At 54.6% G+C, this 20,459-nt stretch carries 16 protein-coding genes; 6 read left to right on the top strand and 10 right to left on the bottom strand.

What is annotated here, in order from left to right:
• Positions 1-126: 126 nt before the first annotated feature.
• From rph to HQL76_05050, 4 genes are all read right to left on the bottom strand, one after another.
• Positions 127-867: a ribonuclease PH gene (gene rph, locus HQL76_05065; protein ID MBF0108525.1), complete on the bottom strand. Its 741-nt coding sequence runs from the start codon at positions 865-867 to the stop codon at positions 127-129.
• A gap of 134 nt (positions 868-1,001) precedes the next feature.
• Positions 1,002-2,504, bottom strand: coding sequence for a (Fe-S)-binding protein (locus tag HQL76_05060; protein ID MBF0108524.1), 1,503 nt, complete (start codon positions 2,502-2,504; stop codon positions 1,002-1,004).
• Between the two features lie 54 nt (positions 2,505-2,558).
• Positions 2,559-3,275 (bottom strand): respiratory nitrate reductase subunit gamma, encoded by a 717-nt coding sequence (locus tag HQL76_05055; GenBank protein ID MBF0108523.1) that lies wholly within the window; start codon positions 3,273-3,275, stop codon positions 2,559-2,561.
• 175 nt (positions 3,276-3,450) lie between these two features.
• A complete protein-coding gene (locus tag HQL76_05050; GenBank protein ID MBF0108522.1) occupies positions 3,451-3,786 on the bottom strand; it encodes a TusE/DsrC/DsvC family sulfur relay protein in 336 nt (111 codons plus the stop codon).
• 517 nt (positions 3,787-4,303) lie between these two features.
• Between HQL76_05050 and HQL76_05045 the strand changes: the two genes are divergently transcribed.
• The 4 genes from HQL76_05045 to HQL76_05030 all read left to right on the top strand — a co-directional run bounded on the left by HQL76_05045 (position 4,304) and on the right by HQL76_05030 (position 8,857).
• A complete protein-coding gene (locus tag HQL76_05045) occupies positions 4,304-4,612 on the top strand; it encodes a (2Fe-2S) ferredoxin domain-containing protein (GenBank protein ID MBF0108521.1) in 309 nt (102 codons plus the stop codon).
• Positions 4,613-4,701: 89 nt separating this feature from the next.
• Complete coding sequence (locus HQL76_05040) at positions 4,702-5,646, top strand: NAD-dependent epimerase/dehydratase family protein (protein MBF0108520.1); 945 nt, start codon at positions 4,702-4,704, stop codon at positions 5,644-5,646.
• A complete protein-coding gene (locus tag HQL76_05035; protein ID MBF0108519.1) occupies positions 5,643-8,105 on the top strand; it encodes an AsmA family protein in 2,463 nt (820 codons plus the stop codon). Before HQL76_05040 ends, HQL76_05035 begins: the two co-directional genes overlap by 4 nt.
• 173 nt (positions 8,106-8,278) lie before the next feature.
• Positions 8,279-8,857 carry a DUF1640 domain-containing protein gene (locus tag HQL76_05030; protein ID MBF0108518.1) on the top strand — a complete coding sequence of 193 codons (579 nt, stop codon included), beginning with the start codon at positions 8,279-8,281 and terminating at the stop codon, positions 8,855-8,857.
• A 183-nt stretch (positions 8,858-9,040) separates the two neighbouring features.
• Here the strand turns inward: HQL76_05030 and HQL76_05025 are convergent, their stop codons facing one another.
• From HQL76_05025 to HQL76_05005, 5 genes are all read right to left on the bottom strand, one after another.
• On the bottom strand, positions 9,041-9,322 hold the full coding sequence (locus HQL76_05025; GenBank protein MBF0108517.1) for a BrnA antitoxin family protein: 282 nt from the start codon (positions 9,320-9,322) through the stop codon (positions 9,041-9,043).
• Complete coding sequence (locus HQL76_05020) at positions 9,285-9,557, bottom strand: BrnT family toxin (protein ID MBF0108516.1); 273 nt, start codon at positions 9,555-9,557, stop codon at positions 9,285-9,287. Before HQL76_05020 ends, HQL76_05025 begins: the two co-directional genes overlap by 38 nt.
• 623 nt (positions 9,558-10,180) lie before the next feature.
• On the bottom strand, positions 10,181-10,675 hold the full coding sequence (locus HQL76_05015) for a response regulator (protein MBF0108515.1): 495 nt from the start codon (positions 10,673-10,675) through the stop codon (positions 10,181-10,183).
• 32 nt (positions 10,676-10,707) lie between these two features.
• Positions 10,708-13,947, bottom strand: a complete 3,240-nt coding sequence (locus tag HQL76_05010) for an ABC transporter substrate-binding protein (GenBank protein MBF0108514.1) — start codon at positions 13,945-13,947, stop codon at positions 10,708-10,710.
• Positions 13,944-16,769, bottom strand: a complete 2,826-nt coding sequence (locus HQL76_05005; protein ID MBF0108513.1) for a response regulator — start codon at positions 16,767-16,769, stop codon at positions 13,944-13,946. Before HQL76_05005 ends, HQL76_05010 begins: the two co-directional genes overlap by 4 nt.
• Positions 16,770-17,444: 675 nt before the next feature.
• Here HQL76_05005 and HQL76_05000 point away from each other — a divergent pair.
• Positions 17,445-17,957: a MerR family transcriptional regulator gene (locus HQL76_05000; GenBank protein MBF0108512.1), complete on the top strand. Its 513-nt coding sequence runs from the start codon at positions 17,445-17,447 to the stop codon at positions 17,955-17,957.
• A gap of 46 nt (positions 17,958-18,003) precedes the next feature.
• Complete coding sequence (locus HQL76_04995; protein MBF0108511.1) at positions 18,004-19,038, top strand: S49 family peptidase; 1,035 nt, start codon at positions 18,004-18,006, stop codon at positions 19,036-19,038.
• Positions 19,039-19,083: 45 nt separating this feature from the next.
• Here the strand turns inward: HQL76_04995 and HQL76_04990 are convergent, their stop codons facing one another.
• Positions 19,084-20,316: an FHA domain-containing protein gene (locus HQL76_04990; GenBank protein ID MBF0108510.1), complete on the bottom strand. Its 1,233-nt coding sequence runs from the start codon at positions 20,314-20,316 to the stop codon at positions 19,084-19,086.
• Positions 20,317-20,459: the final 143 nt, after the last annotated feature.

The raw sequence follows: 20,459 nt of genomic DNA, 5'->3' as shown, positions 1-20,459 counted from the left end.
CCCAGGGTTTTGACTTTGTTTTTACGCGCCATTCGGGTGAAATGGCGCGTGAAAAACAAAATCAAAAGAAAATTCAAAAGAAGAATCAAAACCCTGGGGGCAATCCCTTAAGACCCCTTTTTTCTTTCAATAATCATGAACCTGGGGAGAAAGAGAAAGGGCGTTCTTTTGCAATTGGACCAACTCGTTGATCCCCTGTTCCGCAAGCGTTCGCAAGGCATTGAATTGTTCCCGGGTGAACGGATTGCCTTCGGCAGTACCCTGGATTTCGACAAAACGACCATCGCCGGTCATGACGAAATTCATGTCGGTCTGGCATTGAGAGTCCTCCTCGTAATCCAGATCCAACATGGGAATGTTGTGAACCATGCCACAACTGACCGCAGCCACATGGTCGGCAATGGGAAACTCGGCAATGATTCCCCCCTGGTGGAGACGACGGCAGGCATCCGTCAAAGCGATGAACGCCCCGGTGATCGATGCGGTACGGGTCCCCCCGTCCGCCTGAATCACATCACAATCGATCCAAAGCGTCCTTTTCCCCAATTTTTCAAGCTGAACCACCGAACGCAGCGAACGTCCGATCAAACGCTGAATTTCAAGGGTACGCCCCGATTGTTTGCCGCGAGTGGCCTCACGCGGACTGCGCGTATGGGTCGAACGAGGCAACATGCCATATTCCGCCGTGATCCAACCACGATTTTGATCACGCATCCAGAAAGGAAGCCGTTCCTCGATCGAGACAGTACACAAAACGCGCGTGCCGCCACAGGTAATCAAACAGGATCCTTCGGCATGATCGACATAAGAACGGGTGATGGTGACCGGCCTGAGTCGATCCGGCTCACGTTGGTTACGCCGTGACATGGGAAAAATCCTTCAAAAAAGGAGGGAAAACCACAAACACCGGGCAGGACGGAGTTCGATCTTCCTCCTCCAGTCCAGGATTCTGGAAGGAGAAGAAAGATCGAACTCCGGAATTCCAAGCTCCAGGACCTGGCTCAGACGATTCCTTTATTGACCCCCAGGCGGATGGCGTTGCTGACGAGTTGATGCACCCCTCCAACCGTATCCATGGAAATGCCATAGGCAGGGAGAATCTTGTTGAACTGGGCCTTGCAGATGGCACAGATCAGCGCCAGGAAATTGACCTTGTGTTCATCCATGACCTTCTTCAGGGCAGTCACACGCGGTTGCGCCCCCTGGATGCGCAAATCCATCAGTTCATCGGTCAAAAGTCCACCACCGCCACCACAACACAAGGTTTTCTCGTGGATGGTATCCTCGTCCATATCGACAAAATGATTGCAAGAGGCGCGAATCAGATCACGCGGGATGGTAAACTGACCTCCGGGGACGTTGCCCATGCGCGAGGCCCGCGCCACATTGCAGGAATCATGCATGGTGACCACATATCCATCGTTGGCTTCCTTGTCAAACTTCAAGGCGCCACGCTGGACCAGATCATGGGTGAACTCGCAAATGTGCTGCGGCACCGGATAGCGACTGTCCAAAAAGTCGAACGGCCCGTTGAGGGTGTTCCAGAAACTGTAGGCGACACGCCAGGCATGACCACATTCTCCAACCACGATCCGCTTGACCTTCAAGGCCCGGGCCTGCTCGGCAATCCGTTTGGAAATTTTTTTCTTTTGCTCGTAACTGCCGATGAACATGCCAAAATTGGCCGCTTCCGAGGCGTAGGAACTGATGGTGTAGGAGATTCCCGCCTGATGAAACACCTTGGCATAGCCCATGAGCGACTGAATGTGCGGTTCACTGAAAAAGTCGGCGGAGGGGGCCACCAGCAAAACCTCCGCGCCCTCCTGATCGAGGGGCAGCTTGATCTCATGCCCGGTATTTTCCAACATGTCATCTTCAAGAAACTGAAGGGTCCCCGAAAGCGCCGGTTTTGGAATCCCCAGGTTATTGCCGATGTCATGCACCTTGGCAACGATTTCAGTGGAATATTTGTGTCCCACCCCGATGGCATCCATGATTTCCCGGGCCGCCATCGTGATTTCCGCCGTATCGATGCCATACGGACAAAAGACCGAACAACGCCGACACTGCGAACACTGATGATAATAGGTGAACCACAGTTTGAGGGTTTCCTCGTCGAAATCCCGCGCCTTGACAAGGCCTGGAAACATTTTTCCCGCCGGAGTGAAATAACGGCGATAGACAGCGCGCATCAATTCGGCACGCTGGACCGGCATGTTGTTGGGATCGCCGGTCCCGAGATAATAGTGACATTTATCGGTACAGGCGCCACACTTGACGCAAATGTCCAGATAAACCTGAAGAGAACGGTATTTTTTCAGCATCTCTCCAAGTTTTTCCACACCCCGTTTTTCCCATTCCGGGACCCTGGCTTCCGGAAACCCAAGAGGCTTCATGTGCTTTTCGACAGCCGGATAGGGGGCAAGGTGACCCATGCTTCCCGGTTTCAAGGGAGGGGTTTCGATGTCATCCAGGAGTTTGGGTACATCATGCGCTTCGGCCATCGGTGCATCCTCGGGATTGTGACGACAACAGGGACGTTTAAGACGCTTGAAACATCACTTTTCGACATACCATGGGTTGATGTGACGCTGTTCCCTTGGATTGTCCACCTGATTGCGGGTCGGGCTGAAAAAGATGCCCCCCAAATGCATCAGCTTGCTGAAAGGAAAGATCACCAGAAGCGCCGCGACCAGGATCAGATGGAAAAGAAACACGACATCACCCGGACCGGCCATCGACAAGGCAACCGCCGGAGAACGCCACATCATAGACATGGCATTCTTGATCGCGATGATGTCGGGCCGCAGCACGAAGTCCATCAACAAACCGGAGGCACCGATTCCCAGAAGCAGCAAGAGGATCAGATGGTCGGCAGGAGAAGAAATGTGCCGCACCCGATCGATGAGAAAACGCCGCCCCCACAGAACGAAAAGCGCCCCCACCATGGCCATTCCCGCCAGGATGCCAACGATCTGGTAATGGGCAAAGATTTCCGGCAACGGATCGACGAAGTAGCGGATGTGCCGGACGAGAACAAGGGCCAGTGCGACATGAAAAGCATACCCCACAATCCAAAGCAGCTTGTCCGCCTTGAACAGGCTTTCAAAAAAGGCAATCTCCCGAAAAAGACGCCATGCCACCCCGCCTCGTGTCACCGGCGCAGGGGTTGTGGGAATGAGAAGTGGCGCGGGAGATCGGGCGTAGACGAAGATTTTCCACACGAAACCCACGGAAAAAATCCCCGCAACGGTGTAGGCAAGGAAGGTCAGCATCCGGCTTGTCCATCTTTGGGGTTGAAGGTCATGGCGCCAATAAAATCGCTTAACTGCATCGAAGCACCACGACAGACTCCAGGTGACACGGCACACCCTGGCTCCAACCAGGGCTCCTCCTTGAGGAAAATGGACCAGCGAAACATGCAAGGAGAAGCCCTGGAGGGGGAAAGCCTCAGACGCAACCGGTCGGCTTGGGAAGGCCCGCGATCTTGCACGCCTGCTTGGCGGGTCCGCCCGGATAAAGATCGTAAAGGTATTTGGTGTTTCCCTTTTCCTTGCCAAGTTTCTTGCCGATGGCCTTGGTAAGAATGCGGATCATCGGTGCAATCTTGTATTCTTCATAGTATTCCCGAAGAAAATTGACGACCTCCCAATGATTTTCAGACATGTCAACGTTTTCCTGCTTGGCGACATAGGCAGCGACCTCTTCATTCCAGTCGGAAAGATTGACCAGATATCCGTCCTCATCGGTTTCGTAGGTACGGCCATTGAGTTCAAAGCTTGGCATGATGGACAACTCCTGTTATTGAGAGGTTTTTTTCAATCCAAAAAAGGAAAAGGACCCGGAAGCATTCAGTCCTGGAATCCGGTCGTGAAATGCCACGTCTTCAAGCCAATCAGGCCTGGGCATTATCAGTATATCATGATTCACTTGAACGACAAGGAATCAATCTTCCACACGATGGATCAAGGGGCATGAGACCGGGATCAATCTTAAACCGATGCGGATGAAAGGTTCAAGGATGGTTCTTCCGGACGGAGAAAAGTCGGACAAGCCATTTTCAGATGGTTTTACCCCTGGGGGAAGCAAGGATGAATTGACATTCGCCGCGTATGTCACCAGAATCCGGGGCACGATCGCGATGCCATGGAATCGAACCGGCTTTCATGAACACGCCACGGACGGGTCCTCCGGCATCCGGTCCGGGTCGCCGCAAGACCGCCAGGAACGCCGCTGGAACGCGGGATGGCGGCCTGGCTACGCCCTGTTCACCTTCCAAACATTCGTTCAGGAGTTCAGGAACATGAAACCAAAGCACCATGTTTTCGTATGCATGAATCAAAGACCGGCGGGACATCCACGTGGATCGTGCAGCCAAGCGGGAGCGGGCAGCGTTTTCGAGGCGCTGGCGGGAGAAGTCGAAAAACGGGGACTTTTCGAAAAAGTCCAGGTCACCGGCACCTTCTGCATGGGACCGTGCGACAAGGGCCCTACCGTTGTCGTCTATCCCGACGCGGTGTGGTATGGCCGGGTGAAACCCGAGGACGTGCCCGTCATTTTCGACGAGCATCTGGACAAGGGAAAACCCGTGGAACGTCTGCGTCTGGCCTGAACCGGTCGCATTTTGGCAACACCACCTGCCACCGATCCCGGTCTTTTCGCGGTTTGGGAAAGACCGGGACACTTTAAAGTTTCGATGACATGGCGAAATACCTGATCACTGGTGGTTGCGGATTCATTGGTTCTCATTTGGCCGACGCCCTGGTTGCCCGAGGCGACCAGGTGCGGGTCCTGGACGACCTTTCCACGGGGCGCCGTGAAAATCTTCCCGATGGCGTGGAACTGATGGTCGGTGATGTGAGCGATACCGTCCGTGTACGCCAGGCCGTGGAAGGAACCGATGGTTGCTGGCATCTGGCCGCCATCGCCTCGGTAGCCCGTTCCAATGAAGAATGGCTGACGACCCACCGGGTCAATCAAACCGGGTCGATCGCCATTTTCGAGGCGGCACGCACCGCTGGCCGGGGTAAAAACCCCATTCCGGTCGTCTACGCTTCCTCCGCGGCGGTCTATGGCGACACTACCGAACTTCCATTGGGCGAACACGCAACCACCCGTCCCCTGACGGCCTACGGCGCCGACAAACTCGGAACGGAACTTCACGCCAGAGTCGCAACCCGGGTTCACGGCGTTCCCACTGTCGGATTTCGCTTTTTCAATGTCTTCGGTCGCCGGCAGGACCCCCGCTCGCCCTACTCGGGGGTGATTTCCATCTTCGCCGGAAAAATACTGCAACGACAACCGATCACCATTTTCGGCGACGGCGAGCAGACCCGTGATTTCGTTCATGTTCGGGACGTCATTCATTTTTTGCTTGCAGGAATGGAACGGGGGGGCGACAATCCCCTGATATACAATGTATGCACAGGCCGCCAAACCTCCTTGAACCAACTGGTGCAACTCATGTTTCGCGTCGTGGGATACCCGGTGCCGATGCGTTTCGCTCCTCCCAGACCCGGCGATATTCGACACTCCCTGGGCGATCCGGCCATGGCCGCCCGGGAACTGGAATTGGTGGCCAGTCATGACATGGCTCCCGGCCTCGGTGAACTCCTGGCCTTCCTCTCATCGGAACAGTGTCCATGAATCGAAAACAGGCGACCATCGTCATCGGTTTGTCACTGACCGCGGTCGTGGTCATTGTTCTCCATGCCGCACTGCCTTCTTTTCTCGATTCGCAATTCATCAAGGAACAGATCGCCCGGCTCATCCGGGAAAAAACGGGACGGCCAATGGTCATCGAAGGGAATTTGACCTTCTCTTTCTTTCCCAATGTCGAAATCCATCTCGGTCCTTCACGCTTCCAGGCCGCCGAAGGGACCGCCTCCGGTCCGGAGGCAGCTTTCGAATCGGCCATCCTCGTCGTCCGGGGGACGGGTTTGCTGCTCGGACGGCTCGATGTGGTGGAACTGGCTTTGGAAGACCTTCGGATCACTCTGGAGCGGGGAGCGGATGGCATCACCCGTTGGCCCGATCTGGGGAGCATCGTGGGAAAAACCTCCTGGGGGCGGTTGCGTGAACTGGCCTCCGGACACGGTTCCGATGGAGAACCGGACTCGGATATACGGACCGCGCTTTCCGGACTCGCGGCCATCTCCATGGGAAAACTTCAGGTGGAAGGGGCCAGAATCCACTGGCGGGATCGACATCGCGACATCGACCATCTTCTGGAAAATGTTTCCATCCTGAGCCATCCCCTGGATGGTGGCGGCACGGGGATCGAGGTCAGTGGCAACTGGAAACGCAGCCCGATTGACGCATGGGGACGGGTGCTCCTGGACTACCAGGTTCACGAAGATGGCGACACCCTTGAGATGGCCAACGTCCACCTCGTGGTGACAAGCCATTCGGAAAAAATTTTCCTGCGTGAGTCCGAACTTCGTTTCACCGCCGGAATCGACCTGGATTTCGGGAAGCGCCGCGTGGAAGCAAAGGATCTTGAATTGGTCCTCACGGGATGGTTCACCGACGGTTCGCTCAGGGACATGAAGACGGTCGTCAAGGGAACGGCATTGTGGGAGGTCGATTCCGCCACTGGAACCATGGACAATGTTCGTTTGACCAGCACGGTCCATACCGATGAGCTTCCTCCGGCGGGATTGAATCTTTCCCTTCGTTCGGCGGTGACCTGGCGGGAAAAGGAGGGGGTCCTGAATCTTTCCCGGATGAGCCTTCAGGGGCCCGCGGACATCCGGTTGGCAGGAGACCTGGACCTTCGGGGATTACGAAATGGATGGGATGATGTCACCCTGAGCGGGTCCTTGGCATCGGAACTCTTCGATCCAAAAGCACTGTTCCTCTCCCTGGGCCAGAAGCTGCCCCGGGTCTTTTCGCAGGACCTTTTTGCCAAGGGAAAGTTTCATGGCAGCTTCAAGGCCGACAGACAGGGAATCGTCCTGGAGCCTTTGCATCTCGACCTCGATGATACCCAGATGGAGGGACGCCTGAACTGGTCACGAGGAACGCATGACGCCGTCGATTTCCAGCTTTCCATGAATCACGTCGATGTCGATCGGTACTGGGATCCGATGGCTCCCGGAAATAAACTGCCGGAAAACAAACCTCTGGCCGTTCTCCTGATTCCGGAAATCGCCTTGTCGGGATTGTTGCAACGCCTGCCCGACGACTTGCGCCTGAAAGGAATCCTTGAAGGGAAAAAAGTGCGCCTTTCCGGAGCCGAAGTGGAAAACTTCACCCTCGGCATGGCCTTGGAAGATCGCCTTCTGAACCTGGAACCCTTTCAGTTCGGCCTCTATGACGGAAATTGGAAACAGAAGGTCCAGATCGACGGTCGTGGGGATGAAACACGGATGTTGGTGGAAAAGGAAATGAAGGGAATTCAAATTCAACCTTTCTTCAAGACCATCGCCGGCGTGGACTGGTTGTCGGGGATCATGGATCTTTCAGGTCGGGTGGAAACATCGGGCAACGATTCCGTTTCTTCGCGGAAAAATCTCAAGGGGTCCTATTGGCTCGGAATGAAAAACGGCGCCTTTCATGGACTTGATCTGACCCGGTCGATCCGCGATCTGGTGGCGGGCATCGAGGGACGTCCAATTCAGGCTGCCCCGGTTCGGGAGGGCGTGGACGATCCGGTGACCTCTTTTTCCGAACTGACCGCAACGGCCCGGGTCGGTCAGGGTCGGTTGCTCAACAGTGACCTTCTGGCCGTGTCCAACTCTTCGGTCATCAAGGGCAAGGGAGAGGTAGACCTGTTGGCGTTGACGGTGGATTATACCTTCCAGGCCGATGCCCAGGCGGCCTTGAAGGGAATGGATGTCCCCTATTGGGATCGACTGGAGGGAGCGGTGCTGCCGATCTCGATCGTCGGACCTCTGTCCTTGTCGAAAAAACCGCAGATTGGCGAACCACAGCTGACACGGAAGATCCTGGCGGCGCGACAAAATCAAAATAATAACGGAGCGCCGCTTCCTGCTCCGAACCCCTTCATCGACGCCCCTCCCTTCGTTCCCATGGCCGAATCGGGACCGCGCAATCGGCATCCCATGAGCCGCTTCAAACGTGGGCTGTTCCCCTGGGATTGACGCAACTTTTCTTCTCCATATGCCCGCCATGGCCGTCGCCGCCGTTGGTGTTTTGCAGAGGCTGCAAAACTCCATGTCCGACGTCATGAACATCCTTGCTGTCAAAAATTTTCCCTGTGTCGTATGCTTGCGGGAGGGAAAAAGTGAACAGGAACTTCCAAAAGGAAAGACCGATGCCCCAGACGACTGCGTTTGATACCTATACTTATGTCAAGAAACTGAAGGATTCCGGGGTCGATGAGCGGCAGGCAGCCATCCAGGCCGAGGCCCTCGTCACCCTGATCGAGGACCGACTGGCTACCAAGAGAGATTTGGCCGAGGTCGATGCCGGCTTGCGGCGCGACATCAAGGAACTGGATGTCAAGATCGAGTCGGTCCGAGCGGAACTGAAGCGCGACATCAAGGAATTGGATGTCAAGATCGAGTCGGTCCGAACGGAACTGAGGCGCGACATCAAGGAATTGGATGTCAAGATCGAGTCGGTCCGAACGGAACTCAATGCCAAGGTCGAGTCGGTCCGAATGGAACTCAATGCCAAGATCGAGTCGGTCCGAACGGAATTGAAGCGCGACATCAAGGAACTGGATGCCAAGATCGAGTCGGTCCGAGCGGAATTGAAGCGCGACATCAAGGAACTGGACACGAAGGTTGAAGTTCGGCTCAAGGAACTGGAACAACGCATGGTGATCAAGCTCGGAAGCCTGATGGTCGTTGCCGTCGGTGTCGTGGCGGCGCTGGTGAAGTTGCTTTAGATTTCCGTGGAAAGCTCCCGGGAATCTCCCCAGGACCAGAAAAGGCGTGAAACAAGGGAATGGCGGAAAAGCAGTCCGCCAAACATGCCTCGTAAGCTGATTTTGTCATCAATTTTGCTGGAGATCTGGACATGACCGCCCTCACCTTCGACACGCATGCATACGTCAAGGAATTGAAAGCTCTTAACTTGCTTTGTGCGCATCCTTGTAAGCACGGAGGATGGAATTGATCTGGGTTTGATACCCACGTCCCCTTGCCCTGAACCATTCCAGTATATCGGCATCAAGGCGTAACGTAATCTGCCGTTTCGTGGCTGGGGTAGCGATCCCCCGTCTTACCAAAGCATTGGCAAACATTTCTGGAGAGATGGGAGGAATGTCGCTTACATCTATTTGGTCGTCTGTCAACCCATCCAAGGCATCCCAATCAGTTTCGGAAATAGGAGAAATAGGTTTCCCTCTCATATTTTAACGCCTTTCGCATAGAAATTATCCGGGTCTGATCACCTCGTTCTGCATGGGCTACCACAACAACCTGACTGCGAAGAAGTCCTAACGTAAGGAACCGTTGTTCATCGTAAGGGCCAACATCTTCGACCGTAACCGTTGGACCAGAAAGGGCTGCCTCAGCGTCCCGGAAATCCATCCGATGTTTGACCAGGTTGGTCCGTCGTTTGGTTTCATCCCAGCAAATGTTCATGCTGTTATTGTAACTACTTTTTGTAGTTCCTGTCAATGAATCAATTCTCAAGCGATTTTTTTTGTGTTGAATGGAGCGGCTGGATTGAGAAATGTTCACAGACCAGGAGTAACCGTTCAGACCCCCCCTGGATTTTTTCCCCTCTCCCTCTGGGAGAGGGGCAGGGGTGAGGGAACCGGCGCTTTGATCAACGGTAATTCCATAGAAAGATCTCGTCACGAAATCAAGCAATTGGAATGGTTCTTCAAGGATCACCACAGCCCTTTGAATGATGGAGTTTCTGTTCCCCTCACCCCGACCCTCTCCCGGAGGGAGCGGGGGTCTGAACGGTTACGCGAAAGGTATCCCTCGACATGTTGCCACTGGAGGATTGTCCAACACAGTTCTTGCCACTGAACAAAATGCTGTCCGATACGGTAAAAATGATCGCCTATCGGGCTGAAACAGCATTGGTAGCAATCCTGCGCCCACATCTAAACAAGGAGGAAGAGGCTCGCGCATTGATTCGGGCACTTTTTGTCTCGTCCGCCGACATTGTTCCAGACACATGCGCCAAAACGCTTACGATCCGAATTCACCGCATGGCCACCCCCGCGCATGATCGGGCGATCCATGCGCTTCTGTCAGAACTGAACCAGATCCAGTTCTGCCACCCTGAGACGGGAGATAAATTGATTTACGAATTGGTGTAATATTCGTCGGAAAAGTGCCAACTGGAAAGAACGAGGGATCAGGAAGTCTGAACGTATACGATGCCCCAACAAACTCCAGTTGATGGGCTTGGTGATAAAATCGGTCGCCCCAAGACGGTAGGCATGTTCGATGGACGACAGATCATCCAATGAAGTGGCCAACACAATCGGAAGATGCTGCAATTTTTCCGCGCCGCGGATCATTTGACACAGTTCGAACCCATCCATCCGCGGCATGATGACATCCGAAATCACCAGATCGGGTGATTCCTCGCGGATCAATGCCCACGCATCAACCCCATCCTCCGCCTCCAGCACACGAAAACCACCTTGTGACAGGGCCTCGCACATGGGCAATCGTTGCAGAAATTCGTCATCGACGACCAATATCAAAGGTTTATCATATTCATTGTAATCATCATTCATGAATCTCTCCGGAGTTCATGGTCCGCAACCCATCATTCATTGCCGTCTTGCCGCAAATGGCCCAATGCCAGTGCGACCTCGTCGAGAAACTGGGCACAAAATTGAAAATGTTGCCGAACCCGAAACAAATCGGCATGTTCCTCCTCCATGATGCGTCCCAATTTGGCCAACCGCGCCGCCCCCATGACCAGACTGGAGGACTTCAAAGTATGGGCTGCGAACCGCACGCCACCCGAATCACCCTGTTCCAGAGCCTGTCCCAGTTCCTTCAGCACCAGCGGGGTCCGTTCCAGATAATGCCGGATCATCTTTTCCATCAATTCGCCGCCATTCTTGCGATCCAGATCGCGAATGCGCTGCACGGCTTCCCAATCCAGGATCGGAATGGCCCATTCTTCCCGCTCCAGGGAATTTTCCGAAGCCGTTCTGCCCAAAAACCAATCCACCGGATCCTCCAGTACCGCTCTCCCCCGGCCAATCTCCTCCTCTCCCGATCGGAGAACACATTCCAGCGGCAACAAACGGTCGAGAACGACCGCGACATCTCCATGACTGAACGGCTTGCGCAAAAAATCATCCATCCCCGCAATCAGACACTGCCGCCGACTCTCCGGCAAGGCATGCGCGGTCAAGGCAATGACAGGCACATGACCTCCCTGCTCCTTCTCCCAGAGACGAAGACGCCGGGTCGCTTCCATGCCATCGAGAATGGGCATTTCACAATCCATGAACACGGCATGAAACGGTGTAACGCCACCACACAAAAGATTCAATGCCTGTTGACCATTGCCAACCACAGTCACCCGGCAACCAAGCTGCTCCAGGATCGCCACCGCCACCTCCTGGTTGACCACATTGTCCTCCACCAGCAAAACATCCGCATCGAAGGAACCTCCTTCGTCGAATGAGGCCTTGGAGGTTCGCTGCCAATCGGAAGTTTCCTCCACGAACTCCTGCCTCTGTTTGCCAAAACGAATCGTGAACCCGAACGACGTTCCCCGCCCCTGGACACTTTCCACCTCCAGATTCCCCCCCATGAGCCGCACCAACTGCCGGGTAATGGCCAATCCAAGTCCTGTTCCGCCAAACCTTCGGGAAATCGAAGAATCCTCCTGAGAAAAGGATTGAAACATGTTCCGCTGAAATTCCGCGGAAATTCCGATCCCCGTATCGGCAATCTTGAACCGCATCAGAACATCGACCTCTCGTTCCTCATCGGCATCCACCCACAAGGTGACGGATCCTTTTTCGGTAAACTTGATCGCGTTGCCCAGAAGGTTGAATAATACCTGGCTCAAACGATGGGGATCCCCCAGCAGGCGAACCGGAATACCTTCATCCATGTTAAAGTTGAAGTCCAACCCCTTGCTCCTGGCCCGTTGCGAAAACATGCTCGCCACGTCGGAAATCAACACATTCAGATCGAACCGCAATATCTCCAGGCTGAGCTGCCCGGCCTCAATCTTGGAAAAGTCGAGAATATCGTTGATGACGCGCAACAAAACACGTCCGGAACGGTGGATGGTTTCGGCATAGTGGCGTTGCCTTGGCGTCATCGGGGTTCGTAACATGAGGCTGGCCATCCCCAGCACCCCATTCATGGGCGTGCGGATTTCATGGCTCATGTTGATCAGAAATCGTTCCTTGGTCCGCGCCCCTGCCTCGGAAGATTCGAGCGCCTTTTGCAGTTCCTCGGTTCGGATCCTGACCATCCGTTCCAGGTTTTCCCGATACAAACCCAGTTCCCTTTCGTTTTCCTTGCGCTCCGTGATGTCCTTGAAGACGGTGATCCATGCCTCGCCATGCTCGGCGTGGGTCAGGGTGGTAATGGACACCGAACACCAGAATAACGTCCCATCCTTTTTCGCGGAGTGAATCTCCCCCTTCCAGGTCCCCTTGCGGAAGACATGGTCCCTGATTTCGTCATGGATTCTCTTTGTCTCCCTGTCGGAACCGCCGCAGGTCCGCTCAATCCCAAGGCCGACGGCCTCGCCACTTTCATAGGCAAACAAACGTTCAAATCCGGCGTTCGTATAAACAATCACGCCGTCCACCGCCCGAATCAGGCACACCCCCTCGGACATCTGCTCAAGCATCCTTGCCTGAAGCCGGATATCCTCTTCGCGGGAAGCCTGGGAATGAATCCTGAGATGATTGTAGCGCGACGGAATGATCGGATGGATCGCACCAAAATCAGCGATGATCGCAAATCGTCCCTCCGCGTCACAACGGGAAAGAAAAGTGTTGACCGTGGCATGATGCGTGGTCGGATCCATGCGGACCTCCCCCTGGGGACCCGTCACGGTCAAGGTCTCCAGGGCATCGATGATCGCCTCGGAATCGGATGAGCCCGCCTGCGTGACCGCCTGGGCAAATGCCTTGACGCAAAGATACACCCCTTCGCCAAAATTGGTCAGGACCCCATTGCCATGCGGCCACAACCCGTCGATGCCAGGCTGAGCGGACAACCTTTCAAGGTAGCGACGGTTTTCCCCGGTCTGAAGCGACATGAAATAGGTATTGCTCGAATAGTACCCGTCTCTGACCTCCGCAGGCAGAAGGCTGGCCAGAACTTCGTCGAAATGTCCCATGACCACTGCCATCCGACGTTTCAGACCCCTTTCGGAAAACCGCTTCAGCAGCGACAACTGGTCCGAACCGGCAAAATAGGGGACAAAGACATCCGCCCCCGATCGCGCCACGGCCTCCAACAAACACTCGATGTCCTCCCGAGTGACTCCGATCGCCAGATATTCCTCTCCGACGACCTCCCCCCCCACCGCAGACACTGTTTTCTTGGCCGCATCGATGGATCCACGAGGCCATTCATAATTGTTTCCGGCAAAGAACATCCTTGGACCATATTTTTCCTTCATGAAAGGAATCATTTTTTCAATCTGCTGATTGGGCAGGGCGGCAAAATGAAAAAAATATCGACTGAGAATGCTCCCTTCGTAAAAAGAAAAGTTAAGAAGTGGAATTCTCTGCGCCTCCGCCACCCGATACGCAACCGCGATTCTCGAATTGGAAAGCAGATTGCCGATCATGGCCGAACACCCGTGCAACCGGACCAGTTTCTCCGCGGCCACCAAAGCACTGTCCGGAAGACTGCCATCATCCTCGATCACCAATTGCAACGGGCGGCCCAACACGCCACCGTTTTCATTCACAACCTCAACGGCAATCCGCCCCGCCAACGAAATTTCCCGACCGTACATCCGTACCAGCCCCGTCAGGGGAGCCATCAGTCCCAGTCGGATCGAATCCTTCATGAGTCCCGTGTCCTTGCCGGAGCGCCACGGTTTTCCATCGCCCGGGACGGCCCATGAAGAAGTTCGTTCAGAGCCTGAAAGGATTCTTCGTAGACAACAAATGCCTGTCGAACAAGGATCCGTGCCCGATCCATATCCTTGCAGCCATTCTCCATGGCCCGGCCCAGCCCGGCCAAACGCTGGGTTCCCATGACCAGACCCGAGGATTTCAGGGTATGCGCCGCCACCCGAACCCCTTCGCCATCACCACGCTCGATGGCTGCATTGAGTTCGGCCAGCAGAAGTGGCGTTCGCTGGGTGAAATGACCGACCATTTTTTCCAAAAGGTCATTGCCCCTTTTGCTGGACAATTCGTCGATGTGTCCCAAGGTTTCCCGATCCAGAACCGGCATGGCGAAAATCTCTTCCATCCCACCGTCTTTCATCCCACCGTGTTCCGCCGACGTCGCATCTGGATCGGTTGCCTGATCGAGGGAAAAGGCGACCAGGGGATCGGATGCCATCATCCCCCCCCCATGATCCGATGGCGTGGCGTCCAGAGAGGTTGCCTGATCAAGGAAAAAGAGGGCCAGAGGATCGGATTCCTTTTTCTCATGAATTACCGCCCGTTCTGGAGGGAGCCAACGATGCAACATCTCACCCACGTCAGACGGGCTGAAGGGTTTACGGAGAAAATCATTCATTCCCGCATCGAGACAGCGATGACGGCTTTCCTTCAGAACATGCGCCGTCAGGGCAATGATAGGAACCCCTGGTTTTCCATTCTGCCGTTCCCAGGACCGAACACGCATGGCCGTTTCAATGCCATCGAGAACGGGCATTTCACAGTCCATGAACACGATGTCGAAAGAACAGTCCGATTCGCACAAAAGGTGCAACGCATGCCTGCCGTCTCCGGCGACGGTCACCCGGCACCCGAACGATTCCAAGGTGGCTGCCGCCACCTCCTGATTGACCAGATTGTCTTCAACCAGAAGGATGTTTCCCGTAAACATCGTATTTGCATCGATGACCGACTGCCGCGCCTGTTGCCAGACGCCCATTCCCTCCTGATCCCCAGGTTGTGGTCTGTCGAAACGAACCTCGAACCAGAATTTCGCCCCCTGCCCCACAACACTCTCCACCTCCAGACGGCTCCCCATCAAACACAGCAACCGCTGGGTAATGGCCAAACCCAATCCTGTCCCGCCAAAGCGGCGTGCAACGGAAGTGTCCTCCTGGGAGAACGCCTGAAACATGTTCCGTTGAAATTCCTCGGAAATGCCAATGCCGCTATCCTGGACATGAAAGCGCAACAGAACATTTTCCTCATGCAGTTCCAAAAGATCCACCGACAATACAACAGTCCCCCGTTCGGTAAATTTAATGGCGTTTCCGACCAGGTTGAACAAGACCTGGTTGAGTCGATAGGGATCCCCGACAAGACGCGAGGGAACTCCTTCGACGACACGCAGTTCAAACGTCAGACCCCGGCTACGTGCCCGCTGCAAAAACAGGTTCCGGATATCCAGGATCACCACATCCAGATCGAACTGAAGCCTCTCCAAGGTCAGACGACCCGCCTGGATTTTTGAAAAGTCAAGAATATCATTGATGATTCTAAGAAGCGTGCGGCCAGAACGATGGATGGTCTCGACATAATGGCGCTGCTGCTGACTCAGGGATGTCTTGAGAATCAGGTCGGCCATGCCCAGCACCCCATTCATGGGGGTACGGATTTCGTGGCTCATGTTGATCAGGAAACTTTCCCTGGTCCGGGCGCCCTCTTCAGCGGCATCCCTGGCCTTGCGCAATTCATCCGTTCTTTGTTGGACCATTTCTTCCAGATTTTCTCGATGCCTGAGCAATTCATGCTCGATTTTTTTGCGCTCGGTGATGTCCCGGACCAACCATTGAACCCCCTGAACGCCCCCCAGGCTCAATCTTCTGGCGCTGATCTCGACAAAAATACGACTGCCATCCTTGCAGCGAAACAGATGGTTGCATACCAGGCCATCCGCCTGCATGAGTCGAAGGAAACAATCCTCCGCTTCCTCGGTCGGATCGGAGACGGAGATTTCCCGAACATCAAGCCCCAACAATTCCTCCCGGGCATACCCCAATTGTCTGGCCGCCAACCAGTTGACATCCTGAACGACCAGTTTTCCCAGATCGATCAAGAGAATGCCATCGTTGGCAAATTCGAACAGATCGCGATATTTTTTCTCGGAATCCTCAAGCCGTCTCAGAACCGGTTGACCGATCCACCGAAACAAAACGACCCCCAGGACAATGATCACCATTCCGACGGATCCGGCCACGGAAGCGGCATGGACAAACGGCGCCCGCAGCTCCTTGACATCCTTCTTGGCCACCAACCCCCAGCCAAATACCCCAACCGGTTGATAAGCAGCCAAAACCTTTTCACCACGGTAGTCGGTTTCGATGCCGACCCCGGACAAGCCCATCAAGGCATTCTGCATCGGAACCGCCAGAAAATTGCCAAAATCAACCGGTGGTGGAATGGTGTTGTCAAGTTGGGACGAGGGAAAGAGAAACTCGACCTGATCACCATTCTTCCGTCCCAGAACAAATTCTCCACTGTCTCCCAGATCGATCCCCTGAACGATTTCCAGCATCTTCCGCACAAGAGCGCATTCATCCAAATGATTATCTTGATTCAGGTCCACTCCACGCTCATTGGCCAGGCGTTCGACCAGATGCGCCTGGCCCCTGACCACGCGCGTCAGAGTCGCCGTCTGTTCCTTGAAGGTCGTGAAATAAAGCACACCGATCACGATCCCGCCTACGGACAGACCCGTCAGGACGAGAATCATAACCAAGGCCCAAGATCTTGCGGAGTCGCTCATCAATGTTCATTCAGAAAAAATGATTCCAGATTCATCACCTTCCATTCCACAGGCGCCACCGCAATTCGATGACACCCATGAAAAATCACGAAGATGGATGTATACTCATTTTCATTGTGACCGCAAGAAAAAACAGTCCACCCCCTTGGAAAATTTCATTTATCGACAATTATTTTTCTTTTTGATATGGTCATATTACTGTATACTACTGACCATATATTCGTAACCGTTCATACCCCCTTCAACAAACATCATCCAAAACGAACGCGGGAAGAACGGAATCTGAACGGTTACATATATTCGCCCGCCGTAATATACTATCAGCAATAAACAACATCGTCCAAACAATAAACCCGCCCAGCCATAAGATTCCCGCAAAAACCACGCGGGAATCTTGCTTCGGGTGAAAGGGCGCGTGGAAAAACAAAATCAAAACCAAAACCAAAACCCTGTGGGCAATCCCCCAGACCCCTTTTTTCTTTCAATAATCCCGAATCGAGAAAGGGATCTGAATAGTTACGATCATGGAAACGGGCGCCACTTGAAGGATTGACAAATCTTTCCCGAAAATCCTAACATCCCCTGATCATGCCGTGTTTTCGTTCCCGAGAAGGAACAATCCTTTCCCTGCGAGGTTGGCAACACGCGATGTCCAAACCATCGGACGATGACACTCACGATTTCCCCCCTCGGGCCGATGACGCCGGTTCGGGCGGCCCGGAGGAAATGATCAAGATCGGAGAAGCAGCCAGGCTGCTTGGCATCTCCTTGCGCACCATACACATGTACGAACGTGAAGGGCTGTTCATTGCCTACAAGAACAAGGCGGGAACCCGTTATTTTTCCAAGGAGGACATCCGCTGGTTCGTCGAATTGCGCCGGATGATCAAGTCGAGTCTCAGCATCGCCGGCATTCGCGCCTTGATGTCGCTCATTCCCTGCTGGGAAATCCGTCCCTGCGACTATCGTTCCCGGACCAACTGTCCCGCCATCACCGATCACCAGGCCCCCTGCTGGGCCAACCAGAACAACCTGTGCGAGGAAACAGGACAGCAATGCCGGAATTGTAAGGTCTACCGGTTGCGTTTCAAGGCCGCCACCCTCAAAAACGTGGTGGAAATCAAACCCAAGGAAGGGATCGGATTCTCGCCTCAAACCTGAAAACCATCCCAACACGCATGCGACAGGCCGCTCCTGAATGGACAAAATGGAACCAGAACTTTCCGACCCCTTCGACCAGGGAAAAGCCGCCTCCAGCGACACCCTGCTGGAACATCTGCAATTGGAACGGGCCTCGGAGCGGCGGGTCATCGAGGAGATGTTCACCCAATTCATCGCCGAACAACGGCGGGGACGGCGCTGGAGACTGTTCTTTCGACTGTTCATCGTCGGCTATCTGGTGTTTCTCGCCGTCGTCGGACTCGATGGCCACTGGGACGATGTCTCCCTGAAGTCGTTGGATAAAAACAAAGGACACACCGCCATCGTCGAACTGACAGGTCCCATCGCCAGCGGCGCCCCCGCCGGGGCCCACAACATCATCAAGGGATTGAACGCCGCCTTCAAGGATCCCGATACCCGGGGCGTCATCCTCCGGATCAACTCCCCGGGAGGCTCTCCCGTTCAGGCAGGTTTGATTTACGATGAAATCAAACGGTTGCGCAAGAAATACACCACAATCCCACTCTATGCCGCCGTGGAAGACGCCTGCCTCTCGGGCGGCTATTACGTCGCCGCCGCCGCCGACGGCATCTATGCCGACAAAGCCTCCCTCGTCGGTTCCATCGGCGTTGTGCTCTTCAATTTCGGGCTGGAAAAGGTCCTGGAAAAAATCGGTGTCGAGGACCGCAATCTGACCGCGGGCAAAAACAAGGCATTTCTCAATCCGTTCCGGCCAATGCAGGAAGAAGAGGTCACGCATGCCAAGGGGATCCTCGACCGGATTCACAGCCAGTTCGTCCAGGCGGTCAAGGACGGTCGCGGCGATCGACTGAAACCTTGGAAAAAAGATTTATTCCAGGGACTCTACTGGACCGCGGACGAGGCGGTCGAACTGGGTCTTGTCGATGAACTCGGATCGGCCCAATCGATTGCCCGTGAGGTGATCAAGGTCGAAAAAACAGTCGATTTCACCTCAAGGGACCACTGGGTCGATCGAATCGGACGCAGTTTCACCGAAACCCTGGCCCAGACCATGTTCCAGGCCTTGACCTCTTTCTCGGGTCAACCAGCTCCTCGATAAAAGTCCGCCCCCCGATGGCATCGCCGATGGCATCAGTCCTCCAGATCATCGGCGAACATTCTCCGGAGCCATGCGACAATAAAGCGATCCGGGGAAAAGAAACATGAACTCAAATCGTCCCATCTTGACCCGTTGGCCGTCCTTCAGATCGATCCCCCTGGCAGGGATGGCCTTGCCATCGACGAAGGTGCCGTTGGTCGAATCCAGATCGCTCAGGTGATACTGTCCAGGCCCCAGGATGTCGATGCAGGCATGGCGATTGGAGATGGATCCCTCGGGCATGATGATGTCGTTGGCCTCGGCCCGTCCGATCCGGATGGCCGGGCAAGATTCCCCATCGATCTCCGGCATCACCAGGGGATAGATGGCCCGTTCCAGCATTTTCAACTGCTTGGGTTCAGGACCAAACGTCAGGTCGGGAAGAAACGCCATTGTCGTCTCGGTATCCTCCAGGGACCGGTCCAGGGAATATCCCCGGAACAAGCCCGACCCGACAAAACTGGGATTCATGATCAACTGCACGAACAGGTCCTGACCATGGCGGATGGCATAATCCTTGAGCGCATCGTGATCCGCCTTTCCCAATGCGTCGAGAAACTGCATGATCCTCGGTTTCAGTTCCACCCCACGGAAACGGCAATAAAGCGCACTTGGCGTCAAAAAAAGAAATTCATAACGACCGAACGTCAGACGGTCTTCGTCATGGAGAAACATTTCGCCGCGATCATTGACGCGGCCATTGAGAAGGGTCGGATTGACGGTGGCAGCGCCACGCAACAGATACCGATTGGCCCCTGTCCGCCGAATTCCCGCCTGAATGGGGGCGATGGTATAGTCGGGGAGGACAAAATCATTCCCTTCGTCCCGACCGATCGAAAAAAAATCCTCCCGATCCGAATCCTTGCGTTTGATGAAGGGAAAGATCAGGTGCATCAGGGAAGGACGAATCGGGACGGGACGTTGACGAAGGTCGGGTTCATCCGCCTGGAACCGCATCACGACCTCGTTCGGTCGGCTCGTCAACGTCCCAGGGATCACCTCGTTACCCATGAGGACCGGAACCTGCAATTGGCGAATGAATTGCTGTTCATCGTGGTTCCCGGCAAGGGCTTCCAACGCCGCAAACTCCAGTCGCCCGGAATTTCTGAGAAAACGTTGTATGAAAGGTACATCCTGGGGCATGATTGTCTTGGGACCGCCGATGGAGTTGCATCCATGATTGATGCATGAATCATGATACACGAAACCATCCATGTCAAAACAGACCATGTTTGCCATGTATTGAATGAATCCTCCGCATCAGTCCCTCGGAATGGATCCGGGACTGGTCGGAAGAACGTGACGCCAGGTTCGACCCCCTGGGGGGACGCCCCCGGATTCTTTTTTTTCCGTAACTGCCCAGGTACCCTCTGGGTTCAATT

Source organism: Magnetococcales bacterium (assembly GCA_015228815.1).
Taxonomy (GTDB): domain Bacteria; phylum Pseudomonadota; class Magnetococcia; order Magnetococcales; family UBA8363; genus UBA8363.
This window is presented reverse-complemented; position numbering and strand designations above follow the sequence as displayed.

Coding starts and splice junctions, on each gene's coding strand:
- rph (MBF0108525.1), bottom strand. CDS start 867: ATGTCACGGCGTAACCAACGTGAGCCGGATCGACTCAGGCCGGTCACC.
- HQL76_05060 (MBF0108524.1), bottom strand. CDS start 2,504: ATGGCCGAAGCGCATGATGTACCCAAACTCCTGGATGACATCGAAACC.
- HQL76_05055 (MBF0108523.1), bottom strand. CDS start 3,275: ATGCTGACCTTCCTTGCCTACACCGTTGCGGGGATTTTTTCCGTGGGT.
- HQL76_05050 (MBF0108522.1), bottom strand. CDS start 3,786: ATGCCAAGCTTTGAACTCAATGGCCGTACCTACGAAACCGATGAGGAC.
- HQL76_05045 (MBF0108521.1), top strand. CDS start 4,304: ATGAAACCAAAGCACCATGTTTTCGTATGCATGAATCAAAGACCGGCG.
- HQL76_05040 (MBF0108520.1), top strand. CDS start 4,702: ATGGCGAAATACCTGATCACTGGTGGTTGCGGATTCATTGGTTCTCAT.
- HQL76_05035 (MBF0108519.1), top strand. CDS start 5,643: ATGAATCGAAAACAGGCGACCATCGTCATCGGTTTGTCACTGACCGCG.
- HQL76_05030 (MBF0108518.1), top strand. CDS start 8,279: ATGCCCCAGACGACTGCGTTTGATACCTATACTTATGTCAAGAAACTG.
- HQL76_05025 (MBF0108517.1), bottom strand. CDS start 9,322: ATGAGAGGGAAACCTATTTCTCCTATTTCCGAAACTGATTGGGATGCC.
- HQL76_05020 (MBF0108516.1), bottom strand. CDS start 9,557: ATGAACATTTGCTGGGATGAAACCAAACGACGGACCAACCTGGTCAAA.
- HQL76_05015 (MBF0108515.1), bottom strand. CDS start 10,675: ATGAATGATGATTACAATGAATATGATAAACCTTTGATATTGGTCGTC.
- HQL76_05010 (MBF0108514.1), bottom strand. CDS start 13,947: ATGAAGGATTCGATCCGACTGGGACTGATGGCTCCCCTGACGGGGCTG.
- HQL76_05000 (MBF0108512.1), top strand. CDS start 17,445: ATGTCCAAACCATCGGACGATGACACTCACGATTTCCCCCCTCGGGCC.
- HQL76_04995 (MBF0108511.1), top strand. CDS start 18,004: ATGGAACCAGAACTTTCCGACCCCTTCGACCAGGGAAAAGCCGCCTCC.
- HQL76_04990 (MBF0108510.1), bottom strand. CDS start 20,316: ATGGCAAACATGGTCTGTTTTGACATGGATGGTTTCGTGTATCATGAT.